This window comes from Prauserella alba, from assembly GCF_024171735.1.
Taxonomy (GTDB): domain Bacteria; phylum Actinomycetota; class Actinomycetes; order Mycobacteriales; family Pseudonocardiaceae; genus Prauserella; species Prauserella alba.
Map to the genome: position 1 here is coordinate 1,348,362 of NZ_JAMTCH010000003.1, position 21,927 is coordinate 1,370,288.

Sequence of the window (21,927 nt, forward strand, 5' to 3'; positions counted from 1 at the left end):
TGCTCGGATATCCACCGGTGACGCGGCCGATGTCGGATGGCCCCGCGCGCCCAGCGGGTTGGGATCCCCCGGCTCCGGTCGCGGCGAGGACGTCAATACCCTGCACTGGTGTCCAAGTTCGCCACCGCGACGAAACGGTTGCTGCTGGGCCGCCCCTTCCGGAGCGACCGCCTGGCCCGCACGCGGCTGCCGAAGCGCATCGCGTTGCCGGTCTTCGCCTCCGATCCGATGTCGAGTGTGGCCTACGCGCCGGAGGAGATTCTCCTCGTCCTCTCGATCGCCGGGACGTCGGCGTACGTCTACAGCCCGTGGGTCGGCCTCGTCATCGCGCTCGTCATGGCGGCGGTCGTCGCCTCCTACCGCCAGAACGTCCGTGCCTACACCTCGGGCGGCGGCGATTACGAGGTCGCGACCGTCAACCACGGACCGAACTGGGGTCTCGGCGTGGCCTGCGCGCTGCTCGTCGACTACGTGCTCACCGTCGCGGTGTCGATCTCCGCGGCGGCGGCGAACATCGGCTCGATCATCCCGTTCGTCGCCGAACACCAGGTGCTGTTCGCCGTCGGGGCGATCGTGCTGCTGGCGGCGGGGAACCTCCGCGGCGTGCGCGAGTCCGGCACGGCGTTCGCCATCCCGACCTACGCCTTCGTCGTGGGCATCCTCGCCATGATCGGGTGGGGCCTCGTCCGCACGCTGGTGCGCGGCGAGGACGTGCGTGCCGAGAGTGCCGGCTTCGAGCTGGCCACCGAGGGAGAGCACCTGGCGGGGCTGGCCTTCGTGTTCGTGGTGCTGCGGGCGTTCTCGACCGGCAGCGCCGCGCTGACCGGTGTCGAGTCGATCGCCAACGGGGTGCCGGCGTTCCGCAAACCGAAGGGCAAGAACGCGGCGACGACGCTGCTGCTCATGGGCGTGCTCGCGGTGACGATGTTCCTCGGGTTGCTGTTCCTGGCGAACGTCACCGGTGTGATCATGGCGGAGGACCCGGCCACCCAGCTCATCGGCGCACCGGAGGGCTACGAACAGAAGACCCTCGTCGCGCAGCTGGCCGGGGCCGTGTTCGGCGGCTTCACCCCGGCGATCTGGTACATCATCTTCTTCACCGGCCTGATCCTCGCTCTGGCCGCCAACACGGCGTTCAACGGCTTCCCGGTGCTGGCGTCGATCCTGGCGCAGGACCGGTTCCTGCCCCGGCAGCTCCACACTCGCGGCGACCGGCTGGCCTTCAGCAACGGCATCCTCTTTTTGGCGCTGCTGGCGATCGTGCTCGTCGCGGTGTTCGACGCCGAGGTCACGCAGCTGATCCAGCTCTACATCGTCGGAGTGTTCGTCTCGTTCGTGCTCAGCCAGAGCGGCATGATCCGGCACTGGAACCGCAGGCTCGCCGTGGAGACCGACGAGGCCGCCCGCGTTCAGATGCGCCGGGCACAGCTGATCAACTCGTTCGGTCTGGTGATGACCGCGACCGTGCTGGTGATCGTGCTCGTGACGAAGTTCCTGGAGGGCGCGTGGATCTCGATCGTGGCGATGGCGGCGATCTACGTGCTGATGCGCGGTATCCGCCGTCACTACGACCACGTGGCCGAGGAGATCAAGGAGGTCGAGGGCGAGGAAGTGACGTTGCCCGCGCGCAACCACGCCATTGTGCTGGTCTCCCAGATCCACCGGCCGACGTTGCGTGCCCTGGCGTACGCGAAGGCCACGAAGCCGGACGTGCTCGAGGCCGTGACGGTCAACGTCGACGACATCGACACGCGCAAGCTCACCGACGACTGGAATCGCCGGAAGTTCACGGTTCCGCTGAAGGTCGTGGAATCGCCGTACCGGGAGATCACGCGGCCGGTGCTCGACTATGTCAAGCGGGTCCGCGGCGACAACCCGCGCAACGTCGTGACGATCTTCATCCCCGAGTACGTCGTCGGCCGCTGGTGGGAGCAGGTGCTGCACAACCAGAGCGCGCTGCGGCTGAAGACGCGGCTGCTGTTCCAGTCGCGGGTGATGGTGACGAGCGTGCCGTGGCAGCTGGAGTCGTCGAAGCGGGCGCACGGCTCCGACTCCGAGGGGCACCGTGCGGTCGCCGGGGACGTGCGGCGCGGCCTCACGGGCGGCGGGCAGGACGGAAACGGCGGCACCCGCCGGGACGGATCGCCTGCTGGGAAGGACGACCGGTGAGCGGCGTCGACTGGAACGGCAGGGAGTTCGACGTCACCGTGGGCGACGTCGCCCACGGCGGGCACTGTGTGGCCCGGGTCGACGGCCGGGTCGTGTTCGTCCGCCACGCGCTGCCGGGGGAACGGGTGCGGGTGCGCGTGACGGAGGACCGCGGCGGATCGTTCTGCCGCGGCGATGCCATCGCGGTGGCCGAGGCGTCCCCCGACCGGGTCGAGCCGCCGTGCCCGGTGGCGGGACCCGGCCTGTGCGGTGGGTGCGACTGGCAGCACGCCGCCCCGGCGGCGCAGCGTGCGCTGAAGGCGCGGGTGGTGGCCGAACAGCTGGAACGGCTGGCGGGTGTCACGTGGCCCGTCGACGTGGAGGCTCTGACCGACGCGCCGCTGCGCTGGCGCAGCCGGGTGCGATTCGTGACCGGACGGGACGGCAGGCCCGGACTGCGGGCGCACCGGAGCCACGACGTGATCGCGCTGGAGGACTGCCCGATCACCCTCCAGGGGGCGGCCGAAACCGGCCTGGCACGCCGGGCCCGCCCCGGCACCGAGTTCGAGGTGGCCGAAGACGCGCGGGGCACCGTGCACCTGGCGGAGATCCGCCGCGGTGGCAGGCCGAAGCAGGTCTCGGGCGGGATCGCCGTGGAACACGCCGCCGGCCGCACCTGGCGGGTGGCGGCTCACGGCTTCTGGCAGGTGCACCCGGCTGCGGCGTCGACGTTGGCCGCCGTGGTGGCCGAGTGGGCCGCGGCTCCCACGGGTGGCCGGGTCTGGGACCTGTACGCGGGAGCGGGCCTGTTCGCCTCCGTGCTGGCCGACCAGGTCGGCGGGGACGGTTCGGTGCTGGCGATCGAGTCGGGCGACCGCGCCGTCCGCGACGGACAGTCCAATCTGTCCGATCTGCCCCAGGTGGAGTGGCGCTGCGGCACGGTCGAGCGGATCGTGTCCACAGTGGAGTCGGCAGCCGACGTCGTGGTGCTGGACCCACCGCGGAAAGGCGCGGGGCGCGGGGTCGTCGACGCGATCGCGGGTGCGTCGCCCGCCCGCGTGGTGTACGTCGCCTGCGACCCGGCGGCGCTGGCGCGCGATGTCGCGACGTTGCAGGGGCACGGCTACCGGATGACCGCCCTGCGCGCGTTCGACGCGTTTCCCATGACGCACCACGTCGAGTGCGTCGCGCTGCTCGAACGCTGACGGTTCGCACGCCGCGCGGCCGGCCCGCCCCGAGCTTCGCGTGTGTATCTGCGGGTGGGACAGCCGGGTCCGCCGCATCGTGTGCCCGGGATGCGGGACGGCAGCGGTCGCTGGACGGGGCGACCCGATGGAGTTACACTCCGTGACGCTGCGTTACACGATGCGCATAGGGGGCTGCCATGCCGTCCTACGATCCGGCCGACCGAGCCCGACGACGGTCCGCACGCGACCGTCTCAAACAGTCGTACGGTTCCGATTCCAACGTCAACGGGTTCGCTCTCGGACATCGTCGACGGGGTGGGCAGCGCGTCGACGAGTCGGTCGTCGTCGTGTACGTCTCCCGTAAGGATCCGCCGGAGCTCGTGCCGGCGGACCGGTTGCTCCCGGCGAGCGTCCCCGTCGACGGCATCGACGTGCCGGTCGACGTCGTCGAGGCGGGTCCTTCTACGCACTGGGCGTTCCGGGGGTCGGCGCCGGGGAGCCGGGGCCCGAGGTCCTCGAGCACACCGAGCGGGTCCGTCCGGTGCGCACCGGAGCGAGCATCGGCCACGTCGCCGTCTCCGCGGGCACGATGGGCTGCCTGGTGCGCGACGTCGCCGACGGTTCACGGCAGGTGCTGTCGAACAACCACGTGCTGGCGAACACGAACGACGCCGAGGTGGGGGACCCGGTGGTGCAGCCGGGCCCCGCCGACGGCGGGAGCGAGGCCGACGACCGGGTCGCGACGTTGACGCGCTGGGTGGACGTCGTCGAGGACGGCAATCGCGTCGACTGCGCGATCGCCGCTCCGACCGACGACGGGCTCGTGTCCGAAGAGGTGATGGACGACCAGATGCCTCCGGTGTCACCGGAGCACCCCGCGGTCGGCCTGCTGTTCGCGGGCGACTGTTCGGGCCGGATCATCGGTTGCCGCATGTCCGCTGTCCTCGAGGAGCTCCACGTCGCGCTCGTGGCCGGCGACGATGCCGTGGCTGAGCCTGAGGAGGACATGGTCGTGGAGAAGGTGGGCCGGACCACCGAGTACACCTCGTCGGTGATCGAGGACGACGACGCGGTCGTGATGGTGGGTTTCGGCGGGATCACCGCTGAGTTCGTCGACTGCTTCGCCGTACCGGAGTTCGGGCACGCCGGCGATTCCGGCTCGGTCATCTGCGCCGGCGGCCGGGGTGACACGCGCACCGACAGCCGGTGCGGATGAACGTCGGTGGTCCCGGGCCCGGCGCGGACGTCGCGGGAGCGGACGGACACTGCGCCGGGCCCGGGAGTGCCTAGCCGACGAGGAACAGGACGCCGGCGAGACCGAAGCCGACGAGGCCGATCGTGGTCTCCATGACCGTCCACGTCTTCAGCGTCGTCTTGGTGTCCATCTCGAAGAAGCGGCCGACCAGCCAGAAGCCCGAGTCGTTGACGTGGCTCGCCGTCACCGAACCGGCGGCGAGCGCCAGCACGATCGCGACGACCTCGATGCTCGAGAACGAACCGGTCATCACCAGTGGCTGCACCAGTCCCGCCGCGGTGGTCAGCGCGACGGTTGCCGAACCCTGCGCGATGCGCAGGACCGCGGCGATGACGTAGGCGGCCACGAACACCGGCATGCCCACCCCGTCGAGCGCGTCGGCGAGCGCCTCGCCGATGCCGCTGGCCTGCAGCACGGCTCCGAACATGCCGCCGGCGCCGGTGATGAGGATGATGGCGCACACCGGGCCGAGCGAGGAGTCGAGCAGCCGCTCGATCACGCCGCGGCTCCGGTCACGGCGGGTGCCGAGCACGTAGCTGGCGACGAACACGGTGACCAGCAGGGCGACCGGCGTCGAGCCGAGCACCATCGCCACCTGCACCCAGCTCGCGTCGCCGTTGATCCAGCCGGCCTCGCCCGCGGTGTCGAGGCCGGTGTTGGCGAAGATCATCACGAGCGGGATGAGCAGCAGTCCCACGACGGTCGACGCCGGGGGCGGGTTCTGGTCCTGCTCGGTGGTGTCCGTTCCGCCGCGGAGGATCTCCGGCACGGGCAGTGCGATCCGCTTGCCGACCATCACGCCGTACAGGTAGCTGGTGATGTACCACGTCGGTACGGCGATGATCAGGCCGAACAGCAGCACCAGGCCGACGTCGGCGCCGAGCAGTCCGCTCGCGGCGACCGGGCCGGGGTGCGGCGGCACGTAGATGTGCATGACGGAGAAGGCGCCCGCGACGGGCAGTCCGTAGCGCAGCACGCCGCCGCCCAGCCGTCGTGCCACGGAGAACACGATCGGCAGCATCACGACGAGCCCGGCGTCGAAGAAGATCGGGAAGCCGAAGATCAGTGAGGCGACGCCGAGGGCGAGCGGGGCGCGTTTCTCCCCGAATCGGCGGATCATCGCGTCGGTCAGCGACTGTGCGCCGCCGCTGATCTCGAGCAGTCTGCCGAGCATCGCGCCGAGGCCGACGAGCAGGGCCACGCTGGCGAGCGTGGACCCGAAACCGTCGGTGAGCGTGTCCATGACCGAGCCCGCGGGAATGCCCGCCGCGAAGGCCGTGGCGATGCTGACCACGACCAGTGCGAGGAAGGCGTGCACGCGCAGCCCGATGATCAGTATCAGCAGGACCGCCACGGCGGCCCCGGCGATGCCCAGTAGTGGCCCTGCTCCGAGGGTCTGGGTCCACTCGTCGGTGTTCATACCGGCTCCGTTTCCGACATCGTTGTCGTCGTTGTTCAGCCTGATGCGTTCGTGTCGTGCCCTGCGCCGGTGTGGCCGCCGGATCGGAGACCGAGACGGTCGAGTGCCGTGTCGGTGATCGCCTCGGGGGAGGTGGTCACGTCGAGTGCCACCCCGTCCTCGTCGGGGTCGAGGGGTTCCAGGTCGGCGAACTGGGACTCCAACAGCGCGGGGGGCATGAAGTGGCCGGACCGGCCGGAGAGCCTCCCGCCGACGGTGTCCGCCGAGCCGCGCAGGTGGACGAACCGCACACGGGAACCGGCTCGCCGGAGCACGTCGCGGTAGGTCCGTTTGAGCGCCGAGCACGTCACGATGACGCTTTCGCCGGCCGCGCCGCGCTCGTCGATCCACGCCCGTAGGGCTTCGAGCCACGGCATGCGGTCCGCGTCGGTGAGTGGGGTGCCGGCCGACATCTTCGCGATGTTGGCCTCGGGGTGGAACTCGTCGGCCTCGGCCATCGGCCAGCCGAGTTCATCGGCGAGGTGAGCGGCGATCGTGCTCTTGCCTGCGCCGGACACTCCCATCACCACGAGACAGGTGGCTGGCATGGGCGCTCCTCGGTGAACGTGTGCGGCGACGGTGCGTTGTGATGTGCACCAGGTCGGATGGAAAGGTACTACGTTTGAGAACGAAAGGTAACACCATTGCGGTAACGGTGTGGTGACCGCCCTCCGGTGTGTGACGGTGACCCCGACCCCGGCGGGTCGTCCCCACGGCCGGGTCACCGCGACTAACCTGGACGGTCGTGAGCAGGGCGGGGTTCGAAAGCAGGCACGGCGCGGTGCTGGAAGCCATCGGGCGCGAGATCACCGACGGCGATCTGGCACAGGGCGACACGCTCACCCTCGAGCACATCCAGGAGCGCTTCGGCGTCTCCCGCACCGTCGCCCGCGAGACGATGCGCATCCTCGAATCCATGGGTCTGGTCACCTCGCGGCGGAGGGTCGGCATCACGGTGCAGGACGCCGCGTCCTGGAACGTCTTCGATCCCAGGGTGATCTGGTGGCGCCTCGCCGGCAGCGGACGCGACGCCCAGCTGCGCTCGCTCACCGAACTGCGCATCGCCGTGGAACCCCTCGCCGCGGGCGCGGCCGCCTGGAACGCCTCCGCCGAGCAGCGCACGCGCATCGTCGAACTCGGCGCACGGATGCGCGGACTCGGCGAACGGGGCCTGCTGGAGGACTTCATGCAGGCCGACATCGCCTTCCACACGTTGCTGCTCGAGGCGAGCGGCAACGAGATGTTCGCCGCGCTCGCCGACGTCGTCGCCGTCGTACTGCGGGGCAGGACCCAGCTGGGGCTGATGCCCCAGCAGCCGGTTCCCGAGGCACTGGACGCCCACGAGAACGTCGCCGCGGCGGTGTCCGCCGGGCAGTACCGCAGGGCCGAGGACGCGATGCGGGACCTGCTCGGTGAGGTACGCGAGGCGATGGCGCCGCTCGGCACCGGGAATACCTCTTTAGACTGAGCGGTCAGGCACCGTGAACCGACGGCGAATGAGGTGGAGAGTGACGTTGCTGGAGTCCGTGCACGGACCGGCGGATCTCAAGGGGATGGACCACGAGCAGGTCGGCGCCCTGGCGGAGGAGATCAGGACGTTCCTCGTCGACAAGGTTCGCCGCGCAGGCGGTCACCTGGGCCCCAATCTCGGTGTCGTGGAGCTGACGCTCGCGCTGCACCGGGTGTTCGACTCGCCGCGTGATCCGCTGCTGTTCGACGTCGGCCACCAGTCCTACGTGCACAAGATCGTCACCGGGCGCGCGGGGGAGTTCGACGGGCTGCGCCAGCGCGGTGGGCTCTCCGGTTACCCCGACCGCGGCGAGAGCGAGCACGATCACATCGAGAACAGCCACGCCTCCACGGCGCTCTCGTATGCCGACGGGCTCGCCAAGTCCATCCGGCTGGCGGGTGACTCCGACCGGTGCGCGGTCGCGGTCGTCGGCGACGGCGCGCTGACGGGCGGTATGTGCTGGGAGGCGCTCAACAACATCGCCGCGCAGCCGGACCTGCCGGTGGTCATCGTCGTCAACGACAACGGCCGGTCGTACTCGCCGACCATCGGCGGGCTGGCCGAGCATCTCTCGGCGCTGCGGCTGCGGCCGGGCTACGAACGGATCCTCGACGGTGGCCGCGAGCTGCTGCAGCACACGCCGGTGGTCGGCAAGCCGATCTACACGGCACTGCACGCCGCGAAGGCCGGCATCAAGGACGCGTTCACCCCGCAGGTCATGTTCTCCGACCTCGGCCTCAAATACCTCGGCCCGGTGGACGGCCACGACCTCGCGGCGCTGGAGAAGGCGCTGCAGAGCGCCAAGGCGTTCGGCGGTCCGGTGATCGTGCACGTGGCCACCGAGAAGGGCCACGGCTACGAGCCGGCCGTCAACCACGAAGCCGACCAGATGCACCAGACCGATCCGATCGACCCGGAGACGGGCCTGCCGCCGGCGAAGGGGCCGAGCTGGACGTCGGTGTTCGGGGAGGAGCTGGCCCGGCTCGGCGGCCAGCGCGAGGACCTCGTGGCGATCACCGCCGCGATGCTGCGCTCGACCGGCCTGCACACCTTCGCCGAGGCTCATCCGGACCGGTGGTTCGACGTCGGCATCGCCGAGCAGCACGCGGTGACCTCGGCGGCCGGGCTGGCCATGGACGGCCGGCATCCGGTCGTGGCCGTGTACTCGACGTTCCTGAACCGGGCGTTCGATCAAACGCTGATGGACGTCGCGCTGCACCGCCTGCCCGTGACGCTGGTGCTCGATCGTGCGGGTGTGACCGGTCCCGACGGGCCCAGTCACCACGGGATGTGGGACCTGTCGCTGCTGGGGATGGTGCCGGGCATGCGGGTCGCCGCACCGCGCGACGCCGAGACGCTGCGGGAGGAACTGCGCGAGGCCGTCGGCGTGTCCGACGGGCCGACGGCGCTGCGGTTCTCCAAGGGCGGCGTGGTCGAGTCGGTGCCCGCCGCCGAGCGGTTCGGCACGGTCGACGTGCTGCGCCGCAGCGAGCGGGAGGACGTGCTGCTCGTGTCGGTGGGCGCGTTCGCGGGCCTGGGTCTCGACGCGGCGGACCGGCTGGCCGACCAGGGAATCGGGGTCACCGTCGTGGACCCGCGGTGGGTCGTGCCGGTGCCTGCGGAACTCACCGCGCTGGCCCGTAGGCACCGCCTGGTCGTCACCGTCGAGGACAGCGGCAGGCACGGCGGTTTCGGCTCCGCACTGTCGGCCGCGCTCCGGGACGCCGAGTGCGACGTGCCGCTGCGGGACCTGGCCGTGCCGCAGCGGTTCCACGCCCACGGCAGTCGCGGCGAGGTCCTCGCCGCGGTCGGCCTGACGGCGCAGGACGTCGCCCGCACCGTCACCGAGTGGGCCGCGGGCCGGATCGGCGAGTCCCGCGAGGACGCCGAGTCGGATCCGACACCGCGGGCCTGACGTCGGCCACGGGCGGTGTCGGGCCCGCGATGCGCGGCCTCCGCCGGTCCGAAGTGGACCGGCGGAGCGAGCGGCGTGGCTGCCTGGCCTCGCGTGCATCGGGAATCAGGAATCTCTCAGAAAACTGTGGCACGGTGGTCGACGTGCGCGTGTTGGTAGTTGAGGACGAGGCGCCGCTCGCGGAAGCGATCGCGCGTGGCCTGCGTCGTGAAGGTATGGCCGTGGACGTGGCGCTGGACGGCGACGACGGACACGAGAAGGCGTCGGTGACGCGGTACGACGTCGTGGTGCTCGATCGCGACCTGCCCGGGATGCCGGGTGACGAGCTGTGCCGCGAGATCGTGCGTTCCGGGGAGCTGACCAGGGTGCTGATGCTCACGGCCAGCACCGCGGTCTCCGAACGGGTCGAAGGGCTCTCGCTCGGAGCCGACGACTACGTCGCGAAGCCGTTCGCCTTCCCGGAGCTGGTGGCACGCGTGCGGGCGCTGGGAAGGCGTGCCACGCCCGCCGCCCCGCCGGTGCTGACGGCCGGGGACATCGAGCTGGACCCCTCCCGCCGTACCGTCCACCGCGGTGGCGAACTCGTGGACCTGACCCGGAAGGAGTTCGGCGTCCTCGAGGTGTTGCTGTCCGCGGGCGGTGCCGTCGTCAGCAGTGAGGACCTGCTGGAGCGGGTGTGGGACGAGAACGCCGACCCGTTCACCACGACGGTGCGTGTCACGGTGATGACGCTGCGCAAGAAACTCGGGGAGCCCGGTGTGATCGAGACGGTCGTCGGTTCGGGCTATCGCGTGCCCGGTGCGGGGCCGGTGGAGGACGTGGCGGGGGAGACGGACGGCACGCCGGGCGCGCGCGGATCCTCGGAGTCCGGTTCCCTGACGTAAGTGATCCGGCGCACAGGCATGGCGGCGCGCAGTCTGCGCGCCCGCATCACGATCCTCGCGACGGCGCTCGTGGCGCTGGTCAGCGCGTTGCTGTTGTGGCTCGCGTGGACCCTCGTCGGTGACGCGGTGGGCGGGGTGCCGCAGCTGCCGCCGGGCACGGTTGTCGAGGTCGACGGGGTGCACGTCAAAGCGGCCGACCTCGCCGAGCATCTGCGGAACGAGGCGCGCGGCCGGGTCGTCGTCGCCGGGGGGATCGCGTTCTGCTTCGTGGTCGCCGCGGCGGGCATTCTGGCGTGGACGTTCACCTCGCGCGTGCTGCAGCCGCTGCGGGACATCAACCGAACGGCTCAGCGACTGTCCGGCGAGTCGATGGGGGAGCGCATCGGCGAGGTGTCGACCCGCGACGAACTCGCCGAACTGGCACGCACGATCGACGCGATGCTGGACCGGTTGCAGGTGGCGTTCGACACGCAGCGCCAGTTCGTCGCCAACGCCAGCCACGAGCTGCGCACGCCGCTGGCCGTCATCCGCACCGAACTCGACGTCACACTGTCCGACGAGGACGCGGACGAGGTCGAGTTGCGCCGCATGGCGGGCGTCGTGCGGGACGCGACCGAACGGGCCGAACGGCTCGTCACGTCGCTGTTGCTGCTCGCCCGCACCGACGGCGCCGGGATCGCCCTGACCGAACGCGTGAACGTCGCCGAGGTCGCCGGTCGTGCGTGGAGCGTCGTCGAGGTCGATGCGCGGCGGCGGGAGCTGGCCGTCGACCTGCGCCTCGCTCCGGCGTTGACCACGGGGGACGCGGCGCTGCTGGAACGGATCGCGGGCAATCTGCTGGAGAACGCCGTGCGCCACAACGTCGACGCAGGCTGGATCGAGGTCACGACCACAGCGGGGGACCGGTGGACCACGCTGACGGTCCGCTCGTCGGGGCCGTTGCTGGATCCGGACACCGTGGCGGGACTGTTCGAGCCGTTCCGCCGTGCAGGCGTGGCCCGGACGGCCCGGCACGGCGCGGGCCTGGGGCTGTCGATCGTGCGCGCGGCCGCGGAGGCACACGAGGGGGACGTGGCGGCGGAGCCGGTCGTGGGTGGAGGCCTGGCGGTCACCGTCCGACTGCCGGCGGCGACCTGACCCGGCGGGCTGCATCCGCCGTGGCGCGAAACGGACGACGCAGCGGTGACGAGGCAGGCCGGATGACGCAGACGGGATAACGCAGCGGTGCTGACCACGGTGGATGTATAACATTCTATACGGCTGGGGCCGGGAGCGTGCCTCCCGGCCCCAGCCGCGGTCTCACCTCACGCCGGGGGCACCGACGCCACGCCCGGAGCGAGGAAGGGCGTGCCCGCGACCTTCTCCGACACGCCTGCGCGGTCGAGGTACGGGGTGATGCCGCCCAGCCAGAACGGCCAGCCCGCGCCGAGGATCATGCACAGGTCGATGTCCTGCGCCTCGGCGACGACGCCCTCGTCGAGCATGATGCGGATCTCCTCGGCCAGCGCGGCCAGGGCGCGGTCGCGCACCTGCTCGGCCGTCGACGGCGTGTCGCCCTGCTGCCACAGCTGCGTGACCTCGGGGTCGACCGTCTGGTTGCCGGCCGAGTCCCACTGCCAGACCGCCGACTTGCCGGCCTCGACGAAGCGCTGCAGGTTCTCGCTCACGCCGTAGCGCTCGGGGAACGCCTCGTGCATCGTCTCGGCCACGTGCAGCGCCACCGGCGGGCCGACCAGCTGCAGGAGCGTCATCGGCGACATCGGCAGGCCGAGCGGGTCGAGTGCCGCGTCGGCCACGTCGAACGGCGTGCCCTCGTCCACGGTTGCCAGCACCTCGCCGAGGAAGCGCGTCAGCACGCGGTTGACCACGAACGCCGGTGCGTCCTTGACGAGCACGGTCGACTTCTTCAGCTGCTTGCCCACCGAGAACGCCGTCGCCAGCGTGGCGTCGTCGGTCCGCTCGCCGCGGACGATCTCCAGCAGCGGCAGCACCGCCACGGGATTGAAGAAGTGGAATCCGACGACCCGCTCGGGGTGCTGCAACTCGGCGGCCATCGCGGTGATCGACAGCGACGAGGTGTTGGTCGCCAGCACGCACTCCGGCCCGACGTGCTGCTCGACCTCGGCGAAGACCTTCCGCTTGACGCCCAGGTCCTCGAACACCGCCTCAATGACGAAGCCCGCGTCGGCGAACGCCGCCTTGTCCAGCGAACCGGACACGAGCCCGCGTAGCCGGTTCGCCTCGTCGGGGCCGATGCGTTTCTTCCCGAGCAGCTTGTCGATCTCGCCGTGCACATAGGACACGCCGTTGTCGACGCGTTCCTGGTCGACGTCGGTGAGCACGACCGGGACCTTGAGCCTGCGCACGAACAGCAGCGCCAGCTGGCTGGCCATGAGGCCCGCGCCGACGATGCCGACCTTGCCGACCTGCCGGGCCAGCGACGTGTCCGGCGCACCCGCTGGCTTCTTGGCCCGCTTGTTGACCAGGTCGAACGAGTACAGCCCGGACCGCAGCGGGTCGGACATCAGCAGCTCGGACAGTGCCTCGGTCTCGGCCGCGTACCCGGCGTCCCGGTCGGCGGTCCGTGCCAGTTCGAGCAGTTCGAGGGCCTTCTCCGCACCGGGCGAGGCGCCCTTCGTCTTGCCCGCGACGACCGCCTTGGCGCGGCCCATCGCGGCGTCCCAGCCCTCGGCCCGGTCGATCTCCGGGCGGGCGGGTGTGACCTCACCGCGCACCACGCGGGACAGCCACAGCAGCGACTGCTCCAGGTAGTCCGCCGACGGCAGCAGCTCGTCGGCGATGCCCAGCTCCGCGGCCTGCTTCGGCTTGAGCATCGTGTTCTGGTTCAGCGCGTTCTCGACGATCACCGTCACCGCGGCGTCCGGGCCGATCAGGTTCGGCAGCAGCTGCGTGCCGCCCCAACCGGGGAAGAGGCCGAGGAACACCTCGGGCAACGCGATCGCGGCGACGTTGTCCGCCAGCGTGCGGTAGTGGCACGACAGCGCGAGTTCGAGCCCGCCGCCCATCACCGCGCCGTTGACGAAGGCGAACGTCGGGATCTCCGACTCGGTGAACCTGCGGAACACGTCGTGCCCGGTCTGCGCGATCTGCGTGGCGACCGCGGGATCCGAGATCTGTTCCACGCCGGACAGGTCGGCGCCGACGGCGAACACGAACGGCTTGCCCGTGACGGCGATGGCGGCCGGGTCCGCGGCGACGGCCTCGTCGAACGCCGCGTTCAGGCTCACCAGGCTCTGCGGGCCGAACGTCGACGGACGCGTGTGGTCGTGGCCGTTGTCGATCGTGATGAGCGCGACCGGCTTGTCGAGGCCGGGTACGGTCACGACGCGGGTCACCGCACGGGTGACGACCTCGTCGGGGAATGCGCTCTGCGCCTGTTCTGCGGTGATCACTTGTTGCCCTCCCAGTGGGGGTTCTCCCAGATGACGGTGCCGCCCATGCCGATCCCGATGCACATCGTCGTCATGCCGTAGCGCACGTCGGGACGCTCGGCGAACCGGCGCGAGAGCTGGGTCATCAGCCGCACGCCGGACGAGGCGAGCGGGTGGCCGCAGGCGATCGCGCCGCCCCAGGCGTTGACGCGGGTGTCGTCCTCGGCGATGCCGAAGTGGTCGAGGAAGGCCAGCACCTGGACGGCGAAGGCCTCGTTGATCTCGAACAGGTCGATGTCGGAAATGGACAGCCCGGCGCGGGCGAGCGCCTTCTCCGTCGCCGGCACCGGCCCGACGCCCATGACCTCCGGCTCGACGCCGGCGAACGAGTAGCCGACCAGGCGCATGCCCACCGGCAGGCCCAGCTCGCGCGCGGTGTCCTCACCCGCGAGCAGCGCGCCGGTCGCGCCGTCGTTCAGACCCGCGGCGTTGCCCGCCGTGACCCGGCCGTGCGGGCGGAACGGCGTCTTGAGTCCGGCGAGGCTCTCCATCGTCGTGCCGGGGCGGGGCGGCTCGTCCTCGGTGGCCAGGTCCCAGCCCAGCTCCGGGTGCCGGGTGGCGACCGGCACGAGTTCCGGGCCGATCTTGCCGGCCTTCACGGCGTCGGCGAACCGCTCCTGGCTGCGGACGGCGAAGGCGTCGCAGCGCTCCTTGGTGATCGCCGGGTAGCGGTCGTGGACGTTCTCCGCGGTCTGGCCCATGACCAGGGCGGACGGGTCGACGAGCTTGTCGGACAGGAAACGCGGGTTCGGATCGACGCCCTCGCCCATCGGGTGCCTGCCCATGTGCTCGACGCCGCCTGCGAAGGCCACGTCGTAGGCGCCGAACGCGATGCCGCCGGCGACCGACGTCACGGCCGTCATCGCGCCCGCACACATGCGGTCGATGGCGAAACCGGGAACGGACTTCGGCAGGCCTGCGAGTAGCGCGGCGGTGCGGCCGATGGTCAGGCCCTGGTCGCCGGTCTGGGTCGTGGCGGCGACGGCGACGTCGTCGATCCGCTCGGCCGGCAGCTCGGGGTGGCGGCGCAGCAGTTCGCGGATGACCTTGACGACGAGATCGTCGGCCCGTGTGTTGGCGTAGATGCCCTTGTCGCCGGCCTTGCCGAACGGGGTCCGTACCCCGTCGACGAAGGCCACGGTGCGCGCGGGTGCGGACACGGGTGCTCCTTCGGAGATGATGTTCGCGGTGTTGGGAACTCGGAAGCCGGCCACACAGCGTTGTTACTAGCCGGTAACCGCGATGGTAGTCCCGGGTGCGATTGCTTCGCAGGGTGGCCTCGCCCACCGTGTGTCACTCCACGGGGTGCAGGAGAACGCGGCCGCGCCGGTACGTCTCGTGACCGGCGCGGCTCCTGTCGCCGAGCCCGGCGTCGCCGGTCGGCGGATGGGCCGGCGTGGCCGGTCCGCGCTCAGGCCGTGGCCTGCAGCGCGGTACTCAGCGCGTCGGAGGTGAGTTCGATCTGCCACGGCCGTGCTCCGCCGTCGGCGAGGACGGCGGCGACGGCGTCGGGGGAGCGGTCCTCCGGCGGGCTCCAGCAGGTGCGGCGAAGCAGATCGGGCAGCAGGACGTTCTCCACGGGGAGCGTGTGCGCCTCGGCGATCTTCGTCAGCGCCGTCCGCGCGGCGGCAAGGCGGGCCGCCGCGTCCGGGTCCTTGTCGCCCCAGCGGTTGACCGGCGGGGGCCCGTCGCCCGGCGTCGCGGTACTGGGCAGCTCCTCGGCGGGGAGTTCGCGGGCCGCCTGCAGCTGGCGGAGCCAGTGGGCGCTGTAACGGCGCTGCACCCGGCCGCCGAACACCGCCAACCCCTGCAGCTGCTGCGATGTTGCAGGGTCGGCGAGTACGGCGTTGATGATCGCGCTGTCCGGCAGGACGCGACTCGGTGCGCGGTCGCGTTTGCGCGCCATCTCGTCGCGTGCTTCCCAGAGCGCGCGGACGGCGGCGAGACCGCGGGGTGTGCGCACCTTGTGCACCCCCGACGTGCGGCGCCACGGTTCGGCGCGCGGCGGTGCGGTCGGTGTGGTGCGCACGGCCTCGAACTCCTGCCGGGCCCAGTCGAGCTTGCCCTGGGTGGTGAGCTCGGCTTCGAGGATGTCGCGCAGCGGCACGAGCAGTTCGACGTCGAGTGCGGCGTAGTTGAGCCAGTCGTCGGGCAGCGGGCGCCGGGACCAGTCCGCGGCGCTGTGCCCCTTCTCCAGGGTGTAGCCGAGCAGCTTCTCGACGAGGGTGCCGAGTGCGACGCGCTCGTGGCCGGCGAGCCTGCCCGCGAGTTCGGTGTCGAACAGCGCGGGTGGGTGCAGCCCCAGTTCTGCCAGGCACGGCAGGTCCTGCGACGCCGCATGCAGCACCCATTCGGCGCCCGCCAGCGCGGCTGCCAACGGGGCCAGCTCGTCGGCGAGCGGGATCGGGTCGATGAGCAGCGTTCCCGCACCCTCGCGGCGGATCTGCACGAGATAGGCCTTGGGCCAGTAGCGATAGCCCGAGGCCCGTTCGGTGTCGACGGCGATCGGGCCGGTGCCCGCCGCCAGCCGGTCGCAGGCGAGGCGCAGTGTCTCGGCGTCCTCGATGACCGGTGGCGTGCCGTCGGCCGGCTCGGTCAGCAACTGCGGCGCAGCCGCCTCCTGGCGGTCCGCCGCATCGGTCGCGGCCGCCACGGGGGAAGCGTGTTCTGCGTTGTGCACGGGTGCCAACCCTACGGGACGGGCCGCCTGCCCCTGGCGAACCCGTCCCGTAGGAGGAGAGTCGGCGCTAACGGATGACGCCGGCACGCATGGCCAGCGCCACCATCTGGGCCCGGTCACCGGTGCCGAGCTTGCGGCCGATCCGCGACAGGTGGGACTTCACCGTGAGCGCGGACAGGCTGAGCTCCTCACCGATCTCCTTGTTGGACTGGCCGTCCGCCACGAGCTGCAGGACCTCCACCTCGCGCGCCGAGAGCTCGCGCGGGGTGTTGTCGGTGCCGGGGACCCGGGTGCCGGTGGCCAGCACCGGGGCGACACTCGGGTCGGCGTAGACGCCGCCGTCGAGTACCCGGCGCACGCCGTCGGTGACGACCACCGGCGACGCGGACTTGAGCAGGTAGGCCTGCGCGCCGGCCTGGAACGCCGAACGGACCGCATACGGGTCGTCCGACGAGGCCAGGACCACCACACGGGGCCAGCCGTTGCTGCGCAGCTCGGTGACCAGCTCGATGCCGCTGCCGTCCGGCAGGCCGAGATCCAGGATGGCGAGGTCGCACGGCCCCGTGGCCGTCGCGCGCGCCCTGGCCTCGGCCACCGTGGCGGCCTCGTGCACCGTGCCGGCGCCCATTTGGGCAAGTCGCCCGGCGATCGCCTCCCTCAACAACGGGTGGTCATCGACCACCATCACGGAAAACAACTCTTCCCGCGGATGCGGAACCATGCTCGCCGGCAAGGCGCCGGCTGGCGTGGATCGAACGGCCTGAGAAAAGCCGACGGCAGCCACGTCACTACCTCCCTGGAGTCGGTCGTGCCCCCCGACCGGCACCGGGACTTTCGGCCGTTCAGCCGCGCCAGCTTTAGACCGAAAGTGGTGTCGTCGACAGGTACTGTAGCCGCCTGAGTGGGGTAGTGGGGGCATCAAATGGGTATCTATCCCGATCGGATTGCACTCCACGGTGTCCGTTGTAGCGCGATGGGATTAATCCCTGCGAAAGGTGTAACGGGTTCCGATTTGGGTGCGATATGGCGGGGTTGTGGTGCGTGAACTGGGCGTGCATATGCCGCGTGCACCTGCCGGGAACGAGTATGCCGTAGCGATTACCCGGACGCGTGGCGGCGGCCGGCCGCGCGTGAACGCGTTCCCTCCGCGCTCCGCACCGGTCCCGCGGGGGCGGGGAGACACGACGTCCGGAGGGGTGGCGGCCCGCCGAACGGGGGAAGGGGCGACGACGGCCGTCGCGGACCGCGGGTCGTGCCGGCCGCGTCAGGAAGCGCCGGCCGCGTCAGGAAGCGACTGTGTAGCCGAAGTGACTGTGCTGCCGAAGAGACGGTGTAGCCGAAGAGCCGCTTGGCGCCGAAGTGGTTGCGACGTCAGGTGGCGGCAGCGGGCGGACATGTAGTGGGCCGGGATGTGGCCGCATTGCAGGGCCGCATTGCAGGGCCGCATTGCAGGGCCGCATTGCAGGGCCGCGGTGCAGGGGCTCGTGGTGCAGGGGTGGCGGTGTAGGCGATGAGGCTGTCAGGACGTGTGGCGCTGGCCGAACATCGTGACCCCGACCGGAGGCAGGCCCGCGTAGCTCGCCATCAGCTGGCAGAACGCGTCGCCGTGGGCGGCGAGCTCGGGCGTCGACGGGGTCCACGACGCCCGCAGTTCGAGATCATCGGTGCGGGACGGGCCCGCGATCTCCCCGAATCGTGCCGACGAGGTCTCCGTGACGGTGCCGCCGAGTGCGGTGAACTCCGCCCCGGTGGCCTCGAGCGCGTCGGTGAGCCAGGACCAGCCGACCGACGGCAGGAACGGATCGGTCGCCAGCTCCTTGTCGATGCCCGCGCGCACGTAGACCACGAGGCGGAACACGCCGTTCCATGTCTCCTGACCGTCGGGGTCGTGCAGCAGGACGAGTCTGCCGGACGCCTCCACCTCGGCGGGCCCCGTCGTCTCGCAGCTGAGTGCATAGGCCCAGGGCGCGAGTCGTTGCGGAGCCTTGATCGGCTCGAGGCTCACCTCGGGTCGCGGCTGCAGCGCCTGGAGCGCGGCGACGGCCTGGCGGAATTCCTCCGGCGCCTGGGTCAACACGGTCACCCCGAGACTGTAAGCCGTCGCGTGCCGTGGGCCCGTGTCCGACGCGCCGACGACGGCCCGGATATCCGGGCGTGGCACCATGAACCGTGATGACAGCCCCGTTCTCCGCGCCGTCCGCTTCCTCGTCACCAGCCGGTGCGCCGGCGACCGCGCGGCGTGCGTTGCCCGAAGCCCCGCTGCTGGTCGCGGCCCGCGGGGGCACGCCGGCACGCGTGCCCGTGTGGTTCATGCGCCAGGCCGGTCGTTCGCTGCCCGAGTACCGCTCGGTGCGCGAGGGCGTGCCGATGCTGCAGTCCTGCTTCGACCCGGCGTTGCTCGCGGAGATCACGATGCAGCCCGTGCGCCGCCACGGCGTCGACGGCGCCATCCTGTTCAGCGACATCGTCGTCCCGCTGTACGCCGCGGGCCTCGGCATCGACATCGTGCCGGGGACGGGACCGGTCGTGGCGCACCCGGTGCGGTCGGCGGCCGACGTCGACGCGCTCCCGGAACTCGAGACCGAGCAGGTCCGCCCCATCGCGGACGGGATCGGGCTGCTGCTGCGGGAGCTCGGCGAGACACCCCTGATCGGCTTCGCGGGCGCGCCGTTCACGCTGGCCTCGTATCTCATCGAAGGCGGGCCCAGCCGAAACCACGAGCACACCAAGGCGCTCATGCACGCCCAGCCCGAACTGTGGCACCGGCTGGCGTCCCACCTGGCCGACGTCGCGGCCACGTTCCTCAAGGCCCAGCTCGACGCCGGGGTCGACGCGGTGCAGCTGTTCGACTCGTGGGCGGGTGCGCTCTCGCCCCGCGACTACCGCGAGTTCGTGCTGCCCCACTCGGCGAAGGTCCTGGCCGCCGTCGCCGGGTACGACGTACCGCGCATCCACTTCGGCGTCGGCACCGGTGAACTGCTGCCGGCGATGCGTGAGGCCGGTGCGGACGTCGTCGGCGTCGACTGGCGGGTGCCGCTGGACGAGGCGGCCCGCAGGCTGCGGGCCTCGGGTGAGCCGGCGCCGGTGGTGCAGGGCAACCTCGACCCGGCGTTGCTGATGGCGTCGTGGCCCGTCGTCGAGGCCGAGGTGCGGCGCATCGTCGCCGAGGGCCGCGAGGCCGCAGGCCACGTCTTCAACCTCGGCCACGGGGTGCTGCCGGAGACCGATCCGGAGGTGCTGACCCGCGTGGCCGAGCTGGTGCACAGCCTGTGAGGAGCGCGCGGTGAAGGTCGCGGTCGTCGGGGGAGGTGTCTCCGGGCTGACCGCGGCCTACCGCCTGCGCACACTGCTCGGACCGGACGCCGCGATCACCGTGTGCGAGGCGTCCGGTGAGCTCGGCGGGAAGCTGCGCACCGTGGAGGTGGGCGGCACCGCGTGCGACGTCGGGGCGGAGGCGTTCCTGGCCCGCAGACCGGAGGCGCTCGACCTGGTCCACGAACTGGGACTCACCGGCCGGCTGCGGCATCCCTCGGGCGCCTCGTCGACGCTCCGTGCGGGCGGTGCGACCGTAGGCCTGCCGAAACGCACCGTCATGGGCGTGCCCGCCGACGGCGACGCGGTCGCGGACGTGCTGTCCGAGGCGGGCGTCCGCGCGGTCACCGCGGAATCGCACCTCCCGCCGGTCCGCCCCATCGGTGCCGACACCTCGCTCGGCGGGCTGCTGCGCAGCCGGCTCGGGGACGAGGTGGTGGACCGGCTCGTCGATCCGCTACTCGGCGGCGTGTACGCGGGTGGTGCGGACGGTCTCGGCCTGCGTGCCGTGCTGCCCGCCCTCGCGAACGCGCTGGACGCCGGAGCGGCATCGATCACCTCGGCGATCTCCGCCCAGTTGCCCGACCCCGCGGCCCCACCGAACCCCGCGCCGGTGTTCGGCACGCTGTCCGGCGGGCTCGCCACGCTGACCACCGAACTCGCCGCCCGTGCGGGGGCCGAGGTGCGGCTCGGTGTTCCGGTCCGCGCGCTGACCCTCCGGGACGGCGGCTGGCGGCTCACCTTCGGTGCGGTCCCGGCCGCGCACGCCCCCGCCGCACCGGACCTCGACGTCGACGCCGTCGTGCTCGCCGTGCCGGCTCCGGCCGCGGCCCGTCTGCTGACCGACGTCGCGCCCGACGCCGCGGCCGCCTACGGTGAGGTCGAACTCGCGTCCATGGCCGTGGTCGCGCTCGCGTTGCCCGCCGGAACGACGCTCCCCGACTCGTCCGGGCTGCTGATCGGAGCGGGGGAGCGCACCGGTGACGGCGGGCGGTTCACGGCCAAGGCGTTCACGTTCTCCGCCCGCAAATGGCCGCATCAGTCCACCGCGGAAGGGCCCGTGCTGCTGCGCGGCTCGGTGGGCAGGTTCGGTGATCTCTCCGCGCTGCGGGCCACCGACGACGAGCTCGTCCGGCGCGTCCGCGAGGATCTCGCGGAGCTGGCCGGCATCACCGCCGAACCCGTCGAGGCCCGGGTGCAGCGGTGGGGAGGTGGCCTGCCGCAGTACGGCGTCGGGCACGGCGACCGGGTCGCGCGGATCGAAGCGGCCGTGTCGGGGTTGCCGGGAGTCGAGGTCGCGGGAGCGGCACTGCACGGCGTCGGCATCCCCGCCTGCATCGGCACGGCCGACGCCGCGGCCCGGCGCGTGGCCGCCCGTGTGACGGTGGGATCATAGGGCCATGGCTCGGTTGAACTACGACGAACTGAACAGCACGATCCGCTACACGATGTGGTCGGTCTTCCGGGTCGAGCCCGGCAAGCTCGGTGACGATCGTGACGCCGCCGCGCGGGCGACCGCCGAGTACCTGGACGCCCTCGACGGCAAGGGTGTCGTGGTCCGGGGCGTCTACGACGTCGCGGGGGTGCGCGCCGACGCCGACTTCATGATCTGGTGGCACGCCGAGGAGCTCGAACAGCTGCAGGCGGCCTACACGGCGTTCCGCCGCACGACGCCGCTCGGCCGCGTGTCCACTCCGGTGTGGAGTCAGGTCGCGCTGCATCGTCCCGCGGAGTTCAACAAGAGCCACGTTCCCGCGTTCCTCGCGGGCGAGGACCCGAAGAAGTACGTCTGCGTCTATCCGTTCGTGCGGTCCTACGAGTGGTACCTGCTGCCGGACGACGAGCGGCGCAAGATGCTCGCCGACCACGGCAAGGAGGCCCGCGACTACCCGGACGTGCGCGCCAACACCGTGCCGGCCTTCGCCCTCGGCGACTACGAGTGGATCCTCGCGTTCGAGGCCGACGAGCTGCACCGCATCGTCGACCTGATGCGGCACCTGCGCGGTACCGAGGCCCGGCGCCACGTGCGGGAGGAGATCCCGTTCTACACGGGTCCGCGCGTCGAGCCCGCCGAACTGGTGCGCACGCTGCCCTGAGCAGGAGCGTTGCTGTGACGCGGCACCAT

At 71.5% G+C, this 21,927-nt stretch carries 17 protein-coding genes; 10 read left to right on the forward strand and 7 right to left on the reverse strand.

Features of this window, described 5'->3' with window-relative positions:
- The first annotated feature begins 108 nt into the window (after positions 1 to 108).
- From LY12_RS06140 to LY12_RS06150, 3 genes are all read left to right on the forward strand, one after another.
- Positions 109 to 2,169 (forward strand): APC family permease, encoded by a 2,061-nt coding sequence (locus tag LY12_RS06140; RefSeq protein ID WP_253853840.1) that lies wholly within the window; start codon positions 109 to 111, stop codon positions 2,167 to 2,169.
- Positions 2,166 to 3,353, forward strand: a complete 1,188-nt coding sequence (locus tag LY12_RS06145) for a class I SAM-dependent RNA methyltransferase (RefSeq protein ID WP_253853842.1) — start codon at positions 2,166 to 2,168, stop codon at positions 3,351 to 3,353. The genes LY12_RS06140 and LY12_RS06145 overlap by 4 nt, the downstream gene beginning before the upstream one ends.
- Before the next feature lie 523 nt (positions 3,354 to 3,876).
- Complete coding sequence (locus LY12_RS06150) at positions 3,877 to 4,551, forward strand: hypothetical protein (RefSeq protein ID WP_253853844.1); 675 nt, start codon at positions 3,877 to 3,879, stop codon at positions 4,549 to 4,551.
- Between the two features lie 70 nt (positions 4,552 to 4,621).
- Here LY12_RS06150 and LY12_RS06155 read toward each other — a convergent pair whose 3' ends face one another.
- Together LY12_RS06155 and LY12_RS06160 are read right to left on the reverse strand one after the other, a co-directional pair.
- The gene (locus tag LY12_RS06155) at positions 4,622 to 6,010 is read right to left on the reverse strand and encodes a GntP family permease (protein ID WP_253853845.1); all 1,389 of its coding nucleotides are present in this window, start codon (positions 6,008 to 6,010) and stop codon (positions 4,622 to 4,624) included.
- 35 nt (positions 6,011 to 6,045) lie between these two features.
- The gene (locus LY12_RS06160) at positions 6,046 to 6,597 is read right to left on the reverse strand and encodes a gluconokinase (RefSeq protein WP_253853847.1); all 552 of its coding nucleotides are present in this window, start codon (positions 6,595 to 6,597) and stop codon (positions 6,046 to 6,048) included.
- A gap of 197 nt (positions 6,598 to 6,794) precedes the next feature.
- On the opposite strand from LY12_RS06160, the gene LY12_RS06165 reads away from it, so the two are divergent.
- The 4 genes from LY12_RS06165 (at position 6,795) to LY12_RS06180 (ending at position 11,495) form a co-directional block, all read left to right on the forward strand.
- Positions 6,795 to 7,517, forward strand: a complete 723-nt coding sequence (locus tag LY12_RS06165; protein WP_253853849.1) for a FadR/GntR family transcriptional regulator — start codon at positions 6,795 to 6,797, stop codon at positions 7,515 to 7,517.
- 40 nt (positions 7,518 to 7,557) lie between these two features.
- Positions 7,558 to 9,474, forward strand: a complete 1,917-nt coding sequence (gene dxs, locus LY12_RS06170; protein ID WP_253853851.1) for a 1-deoxy-D-xylulose-5-phosphate synthase — start codon at positions 7,558 to 7,560, stop codon at positions 9,472 to 9,474.
- 143 nt (positions 9,475 to 9,617) lie between these two features.
- Entirely contained in the window at positions 9,618 to 10,358 is a 741-nt protein-coding gene (locus LY12_RS06175; protein WP_253853853.1) for a response regulator transcription factor, read from the forward strand.
- 18 nt (positions 10,359 to 10,376) lie between these two features.
- On the forward strand, positions 10,377 to 11,495 hold the full coding sequence (locus LY12_RS06180) for a sensor histidine kinase (RefSeq protein ID WP_253854949.1): 1,119 nt from the start codon (positions 10,377 to 10,379) through the stop codon (positions 11,493 to 11,495).
- Between the two features lie 167 nt (positions 11,496 to 11,662).
- Here LY12_RS06180 and LY12_RS06185 read toward each other — a convergent pair whose 3' ends face one another.
- The 5 genes from LY12_RS06185 to LY12_RS06205 all read right to left on the reverse strand — a co-directional run bounded on the left by LY12_RS06185 (position 11,663) and on the right by LY12_RS06205 (position 18,564).
- Positions 11,663 to 13,771 (reverse strand): 3-hydroxyacyl-CoA dehydrogenase NAD-binding domain-containing protein, encoded by a 2,109-nt coding sequence (locus LY12_RS06185; RefSeq protein WP_253853855.1) that lies wholly within the window; start codon positions 13,769 to 13,771, stop codon positions 11,663 to 11,665.
- Entirely contained in the window at positions 13,768 to 14,970 is a 1,203-nt protein-coding gene (locus LY12_RS06190) for a thiolase family protein (protein WP_253853857.1), read from the reverse strand. Before LY12_RS06190 ends, LY12_RS06185 begins: the two co-directional genes overlap by 4 nt.
- A gap of 251 nt (positions 14,971 to 15,221) precedes the next feature.
- On the reverse strand, positions 15,222 to 16,463 hold the full coding sequence (locus LY12_RS06195; RefSeq protein ID WP_253854951.1) for an HRDC domain-containing protein: 1,242 nt from the start codon (positions 16,461 to 16,463) through the stop codon (positions 15,222 to 15,224).
- A gap of 94 nt (positions 16,464 to 16,557) precedes the next feature.
- On the reverse strand, positions 16,558 to 17,274 hold the full coding sequence (locus tag LY12_RS06200; protein ID WP_183786017.1) for a LuxR C-terminal-related transcriptional regulator: 717 nt from the start codon (positions 17,272 to 17,274) through the stop codon (positions 16,558 to 16,560).
- A 735-nt stretch (positions 17,275 to 18,009) separates the two neighbouring features.
- Entirely contained in the window at positions 18,010 to 18,564 is a 555-nt protein-coding gene (locus LY12_RS06205; RefSeq protein ID WP_301302345.1) for a DUF3000 domain-containing protein, read from the reverse strand.
- Between the two features lie 98 nt (positions 18,565 to 18,662).
- Between LY12_RS06205 and hemE the strand changes: the two genes are divergently transcribed.
- The 3 genes from hemE to hemQ are packed head-to-tail and all read left to right on the forward strand — an operon-like array spanning position 18,663 to position 21,898.
- A complete protein-coding gene (gene hemE / locus LY12_RS06210; RefSeq protein WP_253853861.1) occupies positions 18,663 to 19,763 on the forward strand; it encodes a uroporphyrinogen decarboxylase in 1,101 nt (366 codons plus the stop codon).
- Between the two features lie 10 nt (positions 19,764 to 19,773).
- Positions 19,774 to 21,198 (forward strand): protoporphyrinogen oxidase, encoded by a 1,425-nt coding sequence (gene hemG, locus LY12_RS06215; RefSeq protein ID WP_253853863.1) that lies wholly within the window; start codon positions 19,774 to 19,776, stop codon positions 21,196 to 21,198.
- 4 nt (positions 21,199 to 21,202) lie between these two features.
- Entirely contained in the window at positions 21,203 to 21,898 is a 696-nt protein-coding gene (hemQ, locus tag LY12_RS06220) for a hydrogen peroxide-dependent heme synthase (RefSeq protein ID WP_253853865.1), read from the forward strand.
- Positions 21,899 to 21,927: the final 29 nt, after the last annotated feature.